The organism is uncultured Phascolarctobacterium sp. (assembly GCF_958349595.1).
Taxonomy (GTDB): domain Bacteria; phylum Bacillota; class Negativicutes; order Acidaminococcales; family Acidaminococcaceae; genus Phascolarctobacterium.
On the sequence record NZ_CATWDQ010000002.1, the window covers coordinates 335,620 to 347,906 of the forward strand.

A 12,287-nucleotide genomic window follows, 5' to 3' on the forward strand; every position below is an offset into this window, starting at 1 on the left:
CTATAACCGCAGCAATTGCTGTGAGGATATATTTTTCATTTTTAAAGCGAAGGAGGCGGTCGATGCTGGCTGAAAAGCAAAAATAAATCAAAAATGCTGTTAGATCAGGGAGAGGAGGTGAGAAGAAAAGTGCCTGAAAAGATCAACATTGGTTTTGGCATCGATAAAAATTTTGGCAAATTTGCCGGTATCACCATTACGTCGCTGGCACACAATAATATCGGGCATGAGCTGGTTGTGCATATTATCTATGACGAACTGCTGCCGGAGGATCTGGAAAAATTACTGCAGACCGAAGCTCTGTACCGTAATCTGACGCTGCGCTTTTATCAAATCAAAAGTACGGAAGGCATGACTTTCGTCGTGCCGCCGGGGCATATCACGCAGGCTATGTATTACCGGTATCTGTTTGCCGATATGCTGCCGCGGGAGATAACTAAAATCATCTATCTGGATGCCGATATTATCTGTAAAGGGGATATTCTGCCGCTGTGGCAGACAGATTTGCAGGGCCGGGTTTTGGGTGCTGTACGCGATTATGGCGAGGATCGCAGCTGTGAACGTATCGGACTGAAAAGCGGACGCTATTTCAATTCCGGCGTATTGCTGATGGATCTGGAAAAATGGCGGCAGCAGAAGCTGACACAGCAGCTGTTTCAGTGGCTGGAAGCCGTTGGCGATACCAAAATCCTCTGGGGCGACCAGGACGCGCTCAATGGCGTTATTGACGGCGAGTTTACCGAACTGCCGCAGATTTTTAACGGTATCGTTATCAATAATACGACACTGAATGAAGATTTGGATATGGTGATCGTGCATTATATAGACTACGTAAAACCCTGGCACATCTATTATGTTGACAGTAATGCTAAAGCTCTGTACTGGGAATATGTAAAAAAATCATTGTGGAGCGCTTTGAAGCCAGTAGATGGTCAGACTGTGGAAACTATCATGATGACGGCCAGGCTTTTATATAGAAATGGCAAATACAGCGAGTCGGTTTCCTACTATGAAGCTTTATTAAAATATTTTTTAAAAGATAAATACCGCTAAAAATGATGAAAATGAGAAAGAAGGCTGCAAAATGCACAGTAAAAAAAGATTGGCAAAACAGGTTTTACATACGGTAATGGCGATGTCCATAGTCTATTCCAGCGGGTTGAGTATTTTAGTACCTAAAGCAGGAGCAACGGAACTTTTTGGTGTAATAACAGGTTCTGATACTGAGTTTTCGATACAGGGATTAGCGGGTGAAAAATATATAGATGACAGTGGTATTGCGCCAACTGCTGGCAGTTCTGTCAATTTACAAGGCGTTATTTCAGATGCAAATATCAGTAATGATATCGTATATAATGCTGTGGGCGGCACTGGCGGTGACGGCCCACTAAAGTATAAAGATGCCTATGAGAACATTATTGGCGGTGGTGCCGGCGGTGATGTCAATTTGGGGATCACGATCAAAGAAGGATTGCAGGAGGTCACTGTCAATAATATTACGGTTAAGGGAACTGGCGGCATTGCCGGTTCCAGCTATAAATTAGGTTCTGTTGCCGGTGCTGTTGCAGCATATGGCATCCAGGTGAAGGATGATATAAAAATCAATGCAGCTGCTATTACTGTTGAGGGGAAAGGTGCTGACAGTGTTGCAGACAGGTCTGAAGATGGTGGATTGAGTGGCGGCAATGCCGCTGCTACAGGTGTCAAAAGCAGCGGCGGGACGGTCATTTTAAGCAGCGACTTGAAAGTTTTGGCCCAAAGCGGCAAGGCGTTGGGAGCTGGTTATGCTGCTGTTGATATTGGACGGAGCGGTAAAGCCATTTCTGTAGGTATAGAGCATATTGACGGAGATATGAATCTTACGGTCGCAGATGTAACTATTACTTCTGAAGGCGGCACAGCTGGGAAAGGTCATACTAATTACACTAATGGTGGAGACGGAAGCATTGGCGGTGCAGCCGAAGCATATGGCTTTACAGCCGTCGCCGGAACTCTGGAAGCAACAGCCAAAGATATAACCATTAGCGCTGTGGCCGGCAGCGGCGGTGATGGTGGTAATAGTGATTTTGTTGATGCTGGCAGTGACAATATAAGTTCTGGCGGTAATGCCGGTAACGGAGCAGGCGCATTGGCCTATGGAATAAAAAATGCAGGCGCAGCTGTAACAGTTACTGCACAAAAAATAGATGTCACGGCCCAAGGCGGTAATGGTGGCAATGGCGGTCAGATTCTCAGCGATAAACATATTAATAATGGCGGCGACGGCGGTGATGGAGCAGATGCTTCTGCTTACGGCGCTAAAGCTGCAGGTGGCATCACAAATATCAATGCTGATACTTTTAAAGTTACGGCTACAGCGGGTACTGGCGGAAACGGCAGCGCCGGCACTAAAGGCGGTAATGATGGCAATAAAGGTTCGGATGGTAAGCTTGCCGAAGCCTATGGCGTTTATGCTGAAGGCGGCGCCACAGTGAACCTTTCGGGCAAGGACACAGATACCATCAGCATGAACATTACGGCTTCAGGAGGCGCAGACAGTAACGTCGTCAGCCATGCGATCCATGCCGCTGACAGTACGGTAAACTTCTTGAGCAATGCCACTATCACAGGTGCGGCCAGTGAGACCTGGCTGGAAAATGCGGCATTGGGCTTCAGCGGCAGCAGCGCAGGCCGCACTGTAACCTCGGACGGAGCTTTGAAGCTGAACGGCAGCAATACCTTCCGGTTCAGTACCGACCTGAAAAATAATACTGCCGATAAATTTACTTTTAGTGAATTGGCAGCCGGCAGCAGCACGGAGAAACAGTATATCACTGTCGGTTACGACAAATCCTTCTCCGGCAGTGACCTGAGCGCCATCACCGGCACATCCGTGGTTTTATCATTTGGCGAGCTTAACGGGTACGATCTGAGCAGTTTTGAAGGTAAAGCAAGTACGATGGACTCGCCGCTGAAGCGTTTTACAGTGACGCCGACAGTAGAAGCCGACGGCAATGATGTAAAAATAACGCAGCTGGATTTTGGTGGCAGCCCAGATGGCAATGACGCTTCGGAAACCTCGATGACCAGCGCCGATACACATCTGGCTCTGCGAAATATCTGGCGCGCCGAAGGCAATAACCTGATGAAACGCATGGGTGACCTGCGCAGTGACCCTGAAGCAGCGCAAGGCGGCGTTTGGGCCCGTTACTACAGGGGCGAAATGAGCGCCGACAGCGCTTATGACCGCAACTTCAGCCAGGATTATACAGCCTTCCAGGGTGGCATCGACAAGGTGCAGGACTATAAGGGCGGCAAGCTGTACACAGGTATCGCCATTAACCGCATCGACAGTAATGCTGCTTACTTTGCCGGCAGCGGCGATCTGAGCAGCACCGGCGTAGGCGTATATGCCAGCTGGCTGGGCAGCAAAGGCCATTATCTGGACGTTATAGCCCGCGGCAGCAAGCTTGCTAACGACTTCAAGCTGGTAGACCTGAGCGGTAATGCCGCTAAGGCCGACTACGATACCTGGGCTTACGGCATTAGTGCCGAATATGGCTACAGACAGAACCTGAGTGCTGGCTGGTTCGTAGAACCGCAGGCAGAACTGAGCCTGGGACATATCAACAGCGTTGATTATATGGTCAGCAATGGTGTCAATGTCAGACAGGACAGTGTCAACAGCGCCGTGACCCGCGTCGGTATTTTGGGTGGTAAAGAGTTTAGCATTGGCGGGCGTCCCAGCAACGCCTATCTTAAAGCGTCGCTGCTGCACGATTTTGGCGGCAACGGTGGTGCGGCTGGGTATTATGGCACTGATAGTCTGGCCCTGCAGACAGGTGACTTGACTGGGACCTGGTACGAAATTGGTCTGGGCGCAAATCTGGGCCTTGCCAAAAACAGTAACCTGTATTTTGACGCATTAAAGACCTTTAACGGTAATATCCGTACCGATTGGCAGATCAATGCCGGGTTACGCTTCACGTTCTAAGTGAATGATAATTGAATAAATGTTCAAGACAGACAGAGGATTTTTATAAGACGACAGAATATATAAGACAAACTGGAAAAAACTGGAAAAGGCTGGAAATCCCCGGAAGTCTAGTGATGATGCTGGATTCGGGGATTTTTTATTGGGAAATTTTAAAGAGGGATGCGACAGTTGAAATTAGACGAATGAGGGGGCCGTGGACACGGGTAGGATTTTAGAGGTTGTTTGAAGAAGTTTTTGAAAGAGCATTCAAAGCCGCTTTAATACTTGTTTAATCCAGGTTTGAAAATAAGGGCGTTTTTTGAGTGTGTTTTTTTGGAGAGGACGCATTGCGGCAATACTGAATATTCTGAAAATAACTTCTAGCGCCACTAATAGCGCCATTCTTAACAAAAACGCATTGCGGCAATGAATATACAGAAAATACATAATTACAACGTTGATACGGAATAATTATACAACGATAGGAAAATAAAAAATCCGGCATAGACTGGCACTATACCGGAAAGAAAACATATACACAGCATGAACTATTTAACCAGCGTCAGATGTAGATTCTGGGCTAATTTCATGCTGTTTTTTTTCATATTCTTCAAGATAGTCTTTAAAAGCATATTTAAATTGGCGGCGTACCCATGATCTCATATCTGGATCAGGGTCATCAAGCATATGCTTTAATATTAAGGTCATATATTCTAAATCTGGATCAGAAATCGAGATTATATTATCGTTTTCTTCGCCAATACCTAATAACAGGTAATCTGTGGAAACATTAAAAAGTTTTGCGAATTTAAGAATTGCATCAAAGGAAGGTTTAATCTTCCCATTTCGGTAATAGCTTATATTACCAGCAGATATGCCAGTAAGTTTTTCTATTTCTTTATGGGATAGTTTACTTTCGACAATTAACTTTGCAAGTCGTTCATGAAATTGCATGACAAATCTCCTTGATGTAAAAATAAGGTTGACTTCAACTTAAAATTAGTTTAAAATAATTTTGAAAACAAGTTTACTTTTGACGCTGCAAAAACATTGTTGGGGAACAAGAGGCAGGGCAGCAAAAGAAACTTTGGTTTTTAGAAAGGAAGGAGGAATGATGGTACATTATTTGAATAATGGTAGTTTGCATCCAATATGTCAAAGGTGTTTTATTTTAGGAAAGTGTGAACACAATGACGCTTTGTCATTAGTGACCAGGGAAATTGTGAGTTGTCCGGCTATATTTGGTAATTTGGGATTTATATTTGGAGATCCGTTTAAGGAGGTTAATATGAAAGTTGAAGATGCGTTGATTCAGCTAGAAGAAATCATATTGGAGCATCGTAAACAATTCCGTACTGATGTTTTAAAAGTCGTGAATGATATAGAGCTTCAAGATTCTATTGCATTCAGTAATGAGGATATCAATGATATTGCAGATGCGCTGATTATGGTTGCTCATTTGAAAGCAGTTGGTGCTATAGGAAGAAAACAGTGCATAACATGTAGATTTCCACGTAAATCTTTTGAGGAAGAATTGCAGGAAGTATTTGAAAAAAACAAATATACACACGTAGGCTATTCTGATAAAGCTATGTGTGAATAGTTGAAGATAGGATACTTTCAACAGTTACGAACCCTTCAAACAAGCATTCTATGTCGGCACGATCTTTGTCAGTGTCAAACCCAGACCAGTATTTAAAGGCTTTTTCACGAAAGAGGTTAAAATTACCAGTATGGCGTGATAAGAAATTTTGGTTTGCATAATGCAACTTACCAGAACAATTTAAGCGTAAAATTCGGTATTGTTGGCCTTGCGTGATAAGTTTATTTAACCAGAAATTTAATGCTTCTGGAAACTTCTGAGTATCAGGAATAAGCCAAAGACAACGCTGCCTTGATGGAAGTTGTGGAAAATGTTTTTGCCGAACTTCTTCAAAGACAGTTTCACGCACAAATTGAATATATTCGCCTAAGACATTGGTGAGGAGTATGATTTTATCCGGATCAGATATATTATCGGATTCATAGAACTGGCAGGTGTCATAATATCCCAAAAATGGATTTTTTGTATCACCTATAAAAATTGTTTCTCCAATATTCCATTGTCGTAAATCTGGACGAAGGATTTGAATATGGTAAAATTTTTGATCTTGGATATATTCCATCGTGTTAAAACCTTTCGTTAGGAGGTAGTCAAAATAGATAAAAACGATTTGAAAAAAGAAATATTGCAACGGGTATCAGAAACTATAGAAAATAATGAAAATTTCGTGTTTGCTTCAGACAAAATTCGGATAACTGCTATTCCATTTAGTTCTGATAAAAAGTATGTCCAGGAAACTTTGTATTTGATTTACAAAATATTATATAATGCTTCAAAAGTTACTGGAATGTCAATTCAGACGATGGTAAATATGTTGTTGGATCTGGATATCATTATGCAAAATGAAGAAAAAAAGTTAGAACTTAACTAAATTCTGGGTGGTGGTTTAGTGAAAAAAAGAAAAAGGTATGCTGTGGATCGGCGTCGCAAGGCTTTAAAAAATTGCAATAATGAAGATGAAATAAAAGCTTTGCGCGAAGATGTACAGTCAGTGCAGCGTGTGCTGCAGAAGATGAATGAAAATTTGGAGGTTTACGAAGTAGTAGTGGAAACCTGCGAAATGTATGATTTTTATAAAAATTTAGCAATGTGCATTGTAATAATTGTAATTGTATACAATATATGCAATTTGCTAAAAGATATAGCGATAGCAATATGTTATTCGTAATGGAAGGAGGGCTGCACATGACGGCTATGGAGATCAGAGCTGCACTATTGAGCAAAGGTATTTTGCTTATTGATATTGCCAAGAAGTGCAATGCAAGTAAAAGTATGGTTTCCAATGTAGTAGCCGGGCGCAGAAAGAGCGAACGCATACAGATGGAGATTGCGGCGACGCTCGGTAAAGGTATGGAAATATGGGAGGTGAAGGCCAGTTGAAAAAGCATTATTTTTGAAAAGGGATGCGGACACTGTTCAAGGATCAGAAAGGTTGACCGCCAAGAAGAACCAAGAATAGGCCACATCCTTAATTGATAAACATTCGACAGGAAAACTGGTTTTCCTTTTTATTCTTTTAAAAAGATAGTAACTTTTTTATTGTGATTATATTTTAAACCAGATAAAGGCGGTGAGGCAATGGCCGGCAAAAAAAGAAAACTTGACCAAAGTAAGGCTAGTATGCCGAACTTGTTTGACATGATTGAGGAAATATCACAAGAAACTTTAGCCTTGCCTGACTATCAGACAAGCACTAAACCAATGAGCGCAAGGGTGCGCGAGGTTGTGAGTGAGGCTCTGAAAGGCATGGACTGTAAACGCTGGGTAGTAGCAGGTCAGTTATCGGAACGGTGCGGAATGGAGATCACAGAATCCATGTTAAACGCATGGACTGCGGAATCGAAAGAAAATCACCGTTTTCCGCTGGAAATTGTGCCTGCTTTTTGTGAAGTGACAGGCGATTATACGCTAATGGAAATGATGGCTGCTGCCTGCGGATGCAGGCTGGTAACATCGGAAGAAATATATTTGCTGAAACTGGGAAAGATCAATCAGGCGAAACGTAACCTGCAAAAACAGGAGCAGGAAGTGCGCAGAAGCTATGAACGGATGAAAGGAGGCCGACCATGAACAAGGTATTGTGCGTTGGTAAACGAATGGGCAACAGCCCTATGACTATAAAATATGCGGGTTCGGAAAATGTAAAACAAAGCCAGCAGCTGGCAGGTGATACAAATGTTAGCCGGACAAGTAAGTGAACAATGGATCAGCACCCAGCAGTTAGCGGTAGTTATGGGGCTGCCGGAAAGAACTATCCGCTGGCGGGTAAATGAACAGCATTATTCATCTATTCGTGAGGTCGAAGGTGTGCGTGGTGGTATTTGCGGCGTGGTTTATCAAATAGGCGTATCCTGCTTACCTGCCGAGATCCAGGCCATGATCAAAGCAAAAGGCGAAACACTGCAGTCTGCAGACGAAGAATATCATAAGGTATCAGAAGCAGAGCGGGCTGTGGCGCTGGAGCGCCTGGCTGTGCTGAAAGACTGGCAGCAAACCTGCAGGGAATGGGCCGGTGTCAGCAAGGCAGATGTCTTACCAATGTTTTTGAAACGTCACGGCATCAGCAGGGCAACGCTGTATAAGTGGGATAAGGATTATCGGGATAATGGCGTTACCGGACTTTTGCCATCTGAAAATAAGATGGGCAAACGCGGCAGCTATAAGATGATACCGGAGGCCTATGACCATTTGCTGGCTTTATACCTCAATAACAAAAAGCGGACGGTGGCTTATTGTTACCGCCTGCTGGAAGCTAAAGCGGAGGTTGAGGGCTGGACGCTGCCGGATCTGCGGACAGTACAGCGGATCATTGCTGATCTGCCGGAGGCTGTAAAGATGGCGGCGCGTGAGACGTCTAAAACTGTATATGATAAATGCCTGCCTTATACGCAGCGCGATAATAGTACCGTACTGGCGAATCAGGTTTGGGTAGGCGATCATTTCCGCTGCGATTTTTTTGTCAAGGGAAAAAATGGCAAGTGGGTCAGACCGTGGCTGACAGCGTGGCTGGATATGCGGAGCCGGAAGTTTGTATCGTGGATGGTTTGCGAAAATCCGTCAAGCAGTACGATCATTGCCAGCTTTGCCAAAGCGGCGCTGGATCCTGCGATAGGACTGCCTAAAGAAATCTATATTGATAATGGCCGTGACTACTGCAGTAAAGAATTTGCCGGTACCGGACACAGGACGCGTAAAAGTACTGCTGATGCCGATAAAGTAAAGACCATGCTGGAAAGTTTGCAGGTGGATGTGCATTTTGCCTTACCGGCTAATGGCAGGGCAAAGGTAATCGAACGCGAGTTCCGTGTCGTGGCAGAAGAAATCTGCCGGGAGTTCCCGACCTGGTGTGCGTCTAAAAAAGAAGATCGTCCGGAAAATCTGCAGAAGCTACTGAAAAAGGATCTGCCGCATATGACGGTGACGTTGGAAGATGCGGCGCAGATCATGGGCGATTACTTCAAGTTTGTGAAAAATAAACGGGTGACCAATGGTAAGGGCCGCGCCGGGGAGTATCCTGATCAGACTTTCGAAAAGTACCGGATGCCATACCGAGCTGCCGGTCGTGATGTTATGAAATTGTTGCTCACACGTCACAGCCAGCCGCTGGTAGTACGTAACGGCCAGATCACCTTCAAGAAAAAAGCTTATTTTGCAGAAGAACTGGTTTTGCGGTACGGTGAGAAGGTTTATATCCGTTACAACGAGGACGCTATGGAAAGCGTAAGTGTATGGTCGCTGGAAGATCGTTATATTTGCGATGCCAGAACACCGCAGGAGCTGCCGGGCGTTGGTGCGGATACGGAAATGCTGTCTGTAGAGCAGCACAGAAAAGGGAGAATCAAGAAATCTCTGTATGAAAATGAGCTGCTGCAGGTGGCGAGAAGTACGCAAACGATGGATATTAAAGAGGTTATCAATGTTTACAAAGAACGGGCTGCAGGGACTGTAGAACCGAAACGACCGGATGTCATATCGCCGCTGATTGCAGTCGGTCAGAATATGCTGCCGGAAAAGCCGAAGCCGAACAAATATGAAAACGTCTTGAAGTTTTTAAAATAGGAGGACTTTATGAAAACAAAAATTGTGGAGTTTTGCGAGGATAAAAAGGAATTTCAAAGACTATTGAAAGAAGCTTTGCAGGAGTTTGTGGACACTCAGGAAAAGGTGAAGATTTACTATTCTGTTACTTGTGATCCGGCTAATAGCGATATGATTTATTCAGCTTTGATCGTTCATATCTAATAAACGCAGCCAAAATAAAAATGAAAGAGGGCAAAACAATGTGTAAAAAAATAGATGTGGAAGTAGTACGCAGCCAGCTGATCGCATGGATGGCAGATAATGGAAAAAGTCAGGCAGAAGTATCTAAGAGCATGGGCATCAGTGCATCGGCGCTGTCGATGTTTATCAAAGGTACTTATACAGGTGACAATGAGCAGATCGGCAGAAAGGCGGTTGCTTTGATGGATCTGGTGCATCGTCAGAGCGCAGTCGCTAAAACGCCGGGTTTTGTAGAAACAAGTATCGCCGAGGAAATCATCACTGTTGCTAATTATGCGCAGAACCATTGTGATATTGGTGTTGTATACGGTGATGCCGGGATCGGTAAAACAATGGCTATAACAGAATTTGCCAAAAGCAATCCGTGGGCGATACTGATTACAGCTGATGTTACCAGTACGGTCAAAAGTTTGCTTGAAGATGTTTTATACAAATTGGGACGCGTGGGCGTAACAAGCAACAAAGCCGTTGCTAAAAGGCAGATCGTGCGTGAATTAAAGGGCAGTAATACCATGATCATTATTGATGAAGCGCAGCATTTACGGCTGCCAACCTTGGAAGCTGTACGTGGTATTTTTTATGATGCCTGTAACTGCGCGGTGCTGCTGTGCGGGAATGAAAATATTTACAGTAAGATGCTGGGCAAGCACAGAGCGCCATTTGCACAGTTGTTCAGCCGGGTAGGTATCTGCAGAGGTTTCAGTATGCCGAGATATCAGATCACGCGGGATGATGTCAAAAATATCTTCTGTCAGGATGTCGAACTGAATGACCAGTGCATAGATTATCTGCATGTTGTGGCCAATAAGACAGGCGGCCTGCGCAGCGCGATAAAGCTTTTTACCATGACTTGGGAAATAGCTATCAGGAGCGGCGAGGAAATCAATCTGGAAATGATCCATGCGGCAGAAAATTATTTAATCAGGATTTAAGGAGGGTTTAACGTGACTAATTTACTGGATACGAATTATCTGCAGGAGTTTAGAAAACGCGAGGCCCGGAGAAAATTTTGGAAAGGAGCAGGCACGGTGATTGCTGTTATAGCGGTTACTGCGGTGATCCTGCTGATCACACAGGAGGTATTTTAAATGGCAAGAGTGAGAATAAAAGAGGAAGGCCTGCAGAGCTGGGAAGAAGTTGACCAACACCTGCGCCGACTTGGCGAGATCGGCAATAGGATCAGCAGGTTGGAAGCTGACTACAACGATAAAGTTACAGAGCTGAAAGGTAAGGTTGACGAAAAGGTAAAACCGTTGGTACTGGAAAAGGAACAGTTGGAACGGCAAATAAAGGATTATGCCGAGTGCAACAGGTTGGATCTTAACGGTAAAACAAAGGTCATGACATTTGGGCAGCTTGGTTTTAGGCAAAGTACCAGCATCATCGTCAGGAAGGCTGCGGCGGTCATTAAGGCTCTGAAAGAGAAGGGCCTGACAGGATGTATCAACATCAGGGAAAGCGTTAATAAGGACGAATTACGCAAGCAGACGGACGATGTGATCAGCTCGGTCGGCGCTACTAAAAAAGTGGAAGATGTTTTCTGGTATGAGCCGGATTTTGAAAAATTGAACCAGTAGGAAGGAGCTGCCGCCATGAGAAAAAACAAATTACCGGATCATGCGCCAATTACCACGCGTCAGCTGGCTATGCTGCATGTCGCTAAAAATAAGCTGGGTTTAACGGATGAAGATTATCGGTCAGTGTTACTGCTGTATGGCGGCGTTGAAAGTTCAAAGCAGCTTGATCAGGAAGGTATGCGCCGCGTGCTGGATAGGTTTCAGCAGCTTGGTTTTGAGCCTATACAGAATAAGGTCATCCCGATGCGTACAGCCAATACTGACGGAACTATGCCGCCCAGTGAAGCCCAGCTGCGTTATATGGCCTCTCTTTTTAAAGAGGTTGGGATGCGCGAAGAATCTATGCAAGAAAGCTTCTGCAGGCGGCTGATCCGCAAAAGGATGCCTGAACGCAAATATGAGGTGAATGTAATCATTGAGGCCCTTAAAAAAATGGCTGCACGTGGTTATAAGGTTGGTGATCAAACGTGACGGAAGATACCAAAACGAAAGTTAAGAAGTCTGTTTTGATGGCCGATATCGGTGATCTGCCGCCTACGATTTTAACAGCTGTAGAAATTTTAGGGGTAGAAAATTTTGTGGAATTATGCTATTCTTTAGGCGGAATCGCATTATATATCCCTAAATTTGAACGGGTGGCAGGCGCAGCCAGGGATCGCCTGATCGTCAAAGAATTTAATGGCGGCAACTATATAGAACTGGCAAAGAAATACGATTTGACTGAGGCATGGGTACGTCAGATTGTAGCCAAAGACCGATGGGAGAAAAACCAAACAACACTTTTTTAAATAGGAATTATTACTGCATTCCTAGAAGTAATTGAAAAAAGTACTTGAATAAAGCAGTTGAGGAAATTACTTTCCTCAACTGC

The 12,287-nt window shown here is 44.3% G+C and carries 16 protein-coding genes; 14 read left to right on the top strand and 2 right to left on the bottom strand.

The features are described from left to right. The first annotated feature begins 117 nt into the window (after positions 1 to 117). Together Q4G98_RS03205 and Q4G98_RS03210 are read left to right on the top strand one after the other, a co-directional pair. Positions 118 to 1,053 carry a glycosyltransferase family 8 protein gene (locus tag Q4G98_RS03205; RefSeq protein WP_301961832.1) on the top strand — a complete coding sequence of 312 codons (936 nt, stop codon included), beginning with the start codon at positions 118 to 120 and terminating at the stop codon, positions 1,051 to 1,053. A gap of 31 nt (positions 1,054 to 1,084) precedes the next feature. Further along, positions 1,085 to 3,973: an autotransporter outer membrane beta-barrel domain-containing protein gene (locus Q4G98_RS03210; RefSeq protein WP_301961833.1), complete on the top strand. Its 2,889-nt coding sequence runs from the start codon at positions 1,085 to 1,087 to the stop codon at positions 3,971 to 3,973. A gap of 534 nt (positions 3,974 to 4,507) precedes the next feature. Here the strand turns inward: Q4G98_RS03210 and Q4G98_RS03215 are convergent. Next, positions 4,508 to 4,909 carry a helix-turn-helix domain-containing protein gene (locus Q4G98_RS03215; RefSeq protein WP_298563487.1) on the bottom strand — a complete coding sequence of 134 codons (402 nt, stop codon included), beginning with the start codon at positions 4,907 to 4,909 and terminating at the stop codon, positions 4,508 to 4,510. A 334-nt stretch (positions 4,910 to 5,243) separates the two neighbouring features. Here Q4G98_RS03215 and Q4G98_RS03220 point away from each other — a divergent pair, with 334 nt between their 5' ends. Continuing rightward, positions 5,244 to 5,558: a hypothetical protein gene (locus Q4G98_RS03220; RefSeq protein WP_298563485.1), complete on the top strand. Its 315-nt coding sequence runs from the start codon at positions 5,244 to 5,246 to the stop codon at positions 5,556 to 5,558. Here the strand turns inward: Q4G98_RS03220 and Q4G98_RS03225 are convergent. Further along, positions 5,545 to 6,120 (bottom strand): DUF2441 domain-containing protein, encoded by a 576-nt coding sequence (locus Q4G98_RS03225; RefSeq protein WP_298563484.1) that lies wholly within the window; start codon positions 6,118 to 6,120, stop codon positions 5,545 to 5,547. The genes Q4G98_RS03220 and Q4G98_RS03225 overlap by 14 nt on opposite strands. 327 nt (positions 6,121 to 6,447) lie before the next feature. Between Q4G98_RS03225 and Q4G98_RS03230 the strand changes: the two genes are divergently transcribed. From Q4G98_RS03230 to Q4G98_RS03280, 11 genes are all read left to right on the top strand, one after another. Beyond that, on the top strand, positions 6,448 to 6,726 hold the full coding sequence (locus tag Q4G98_RS03230) for a hypothetical protein (protein WP_298563483.1): 279 nt from the start codon (positions 6,448 to 6,450) through the stop codon (positions 6,724 to 6,726). Between the two features lie 17 nt (positions 6,727 to 6,743). Then, positions 6,744 to 6,938 carry a hypothetical protein gene (locus Q4G98_RS03235; RefSeq protein ID WP_298563482.1) on the top strand — a complete coding sequence of 65 codons (195 nt, stop codon included), beginning with the start codon at positions 6,744 to 6,746 and terminating at the stop codon, positions 6,936 to 6,938. A 198-nt stretch (positions 6,939 to 7,136) separates the two neighbouring features. Further along, positions 7,137 to 7,628 carry a phage regulatory CII family protein gene (locus Q4G98_RS03240; protein WP_298563480.1) on the top strand — a complete coding sequence of 164 codons (492 nt, stop codon included), beginning with the start codon at positions 7,137 to 7,139 and terminating at the stop codon, positions 7,626 to 7,628. Continuing rightward, entirely contained in the window at positions 7,625 to 7,756 is a 132-nt protein-coding gene (locus Q4G98_RS03245) for a hypothetical protein (protein WP_298563478.1), read from the top strand. Before Q4G98_RS03240 ends, Q4G98_RS03245 begins: the two co-directional genes overlap by 4 nt. After that, positions 7,734 to 9,617, top strand: coding sequence for a DNA-binding domain-containing protein (locus tag Q4G98_RS03250; protein ID WP_298563477.1), 1,884 nt, complete (start codon positions 7,734 to 7,736; stop codon positions 9,615 to 9,617). Before Q4G98_RS03245 ends, Q4G98_RS03250 begins: the two co-directional genes overlap by 23 nt. A 9-nt stretch (positions 9,618 to 9,626) precedes the next feature. Beyond that, complete coding sequence (locus Q4G98_RS03255) at positions 9,627 to 9,800, top strand: hypothetical protein (protein WP_293719871.1); 174 nt, start codon at positions 9,627 to 9,629, stop codon at positions 9,798 to 9,800. A 38-nt stretch (positions 9,801 to 9,838) separates the two neighbouring features. After that, the gene (locus Q4G98_RS03260; RefSeq protein ID WP_301961834.1) at positions 9,839 to 10,771 is read left to right on the top strand and encodes an AAA family ATPase; all 933 of its coding nucleotides are present in this window, start codon (positions 9,839 to 9,841) and stop codon (positions 10,769 to 10,771) included. Between the two features lie 12 nt (positions 10,772 to 10,783). Beyond that, on the top strand, positions 10,784 to 10,927 hold the full coding sequence (locus tag Q4G98_RS03265; protein ID WP_298563472.1) for a hypothetical protein: 144 nt from the start codon (positions 10,784 to 10,786) through the stop codon (positions 10,925 to 10,927). Beyond that, on the top strand, positions 10,928 to 11,416 hold the full coding sequence (locus tag Q4G98_RS03270) for a host-nuclease inhibitor Gam family protein (RefSeq protein WP_298563470.1): 489 nt from the start codon (positions 10,928 to 10,930) through the stop codon (positions 11,414 to 11,416). Positions 11,417 to 11,431: 15 nt separating this feature from the next. Next, positions 11,432 to 11,887 carry a regulatory protein GemA gene (locus Q4G98_RS03275; RefSeq protein WP_298563468.1) on the top strand — a complete coding sequence of 152 codons (456 nt, stop codon included), beginning with the start codon at positions 11,432 to 11,434 and terminating at the stop codon, positions 11,885 to 11,887. Further along, positions 11,884 to 12,204, top strand: a complete 321-nt coding sequence (locus Q4G98_RS03280; protein ID WP_298563467.1) for a Mor transcription activator family protein — start codon at positions 11,884 to 11,886, stop codon at positions 12,202 to 12,204. Before Q4G98_RS03275 ends, Q4G98_RS03280 begins: the two co-directional genes overlap by 4 nt. Positions 12,205 to 12,287: the final 83 nt, after the last annotated feature.

Excerpts from the sequence above, each read along its gene's own strand:
- Q4G98_RS03210 (WP_301961833.1), top strand. The coding sequence starts at position 1,085 with ATGCACAGTAAAAAAAGATTGGCAAAACAGGTTTTACATACGGTAATG.
- Q4G98_RS03215 (WP_298563487.1), bottom strand. The coding sequence starts at position 4,909 with ATGCAATTTCATGAACGACTTGCAAAGTTAATTGTCGAAAGTAAACTA.
- Q4G98_RS03220 (WP_298563485.1), top strand. The coding sequence starts at position 5,244 with ATGAAAGTTGAAGATGCGTTGATTCAGCTAGAAGAAATCATATTGGAG.
- Q4G98_RS03225 (WP_298563484.1), bottom strand. The coding sequence starts at position 6,120 with ATGGAATATATCCAAGATCAAAAATTTTACCATATTCAAATCCTTCGT.
- Q4G98_RS03235 (WP_298563482.1), top strand. The coding sequence starts at position 6,744 with ATGACGGCTATGGAGATCAGAGCTGCACTATTGAGCAAAGGTATTTTG.
- Q4G98_RS03240 (WP_298563480.1), top strand. The coding sequence starts at position 7,137 with ATGGCCGGCAAAAAAAGAAAACTTGACCAAAGTAAGGCTAGTATGCCG.
- Q4G98_RS03245 (WP_298563478.1), top strand. The coding sequence starts at position 7,625 with ATGAACAAGGTATTGTGCGTTGGTAAACGAATGGGCAACAGCCCTATG.
- Q4G98_RS03250 (WP_298563477.1), top strand. The coding sequence starts at position 7,734 with ATGTTAGCCGGACAAGTAAGTGAACAATGGATCAGCACCCAGCAGTTA.
- Q4G98_RS03255 (WP_293719871.1), top strand. The coding sequence starts at position 9,627 with ATGAAAACAAAAATTGTGGAGTTTTGCGAGGATAAAAAGGAATTTCAA.
- Q4G98_RS03260 (WP_301961834.1), top strand. The coding sequence starts at position 9,839 with ATGTGTAAAAAAATAGATGTGGAAGTAGTACGCAGCCAGCTGATCGCA.
- Q4G98_RS03270 (WP_298563470.1), top strand. The coding sequence starts at position 10,928 with ATGGCAAGAGTGAGAATAAAAGAGGAAGGCCTGCAGAGCTGGGAAGAA.
- Q4G98_RS03275 (WP_298563468.1), top strand. The coding sequence starts at position 11,432 with ATGAGAAAAAACAAATTACCGGATCATGCGCCAATTACCACGCGTCAG.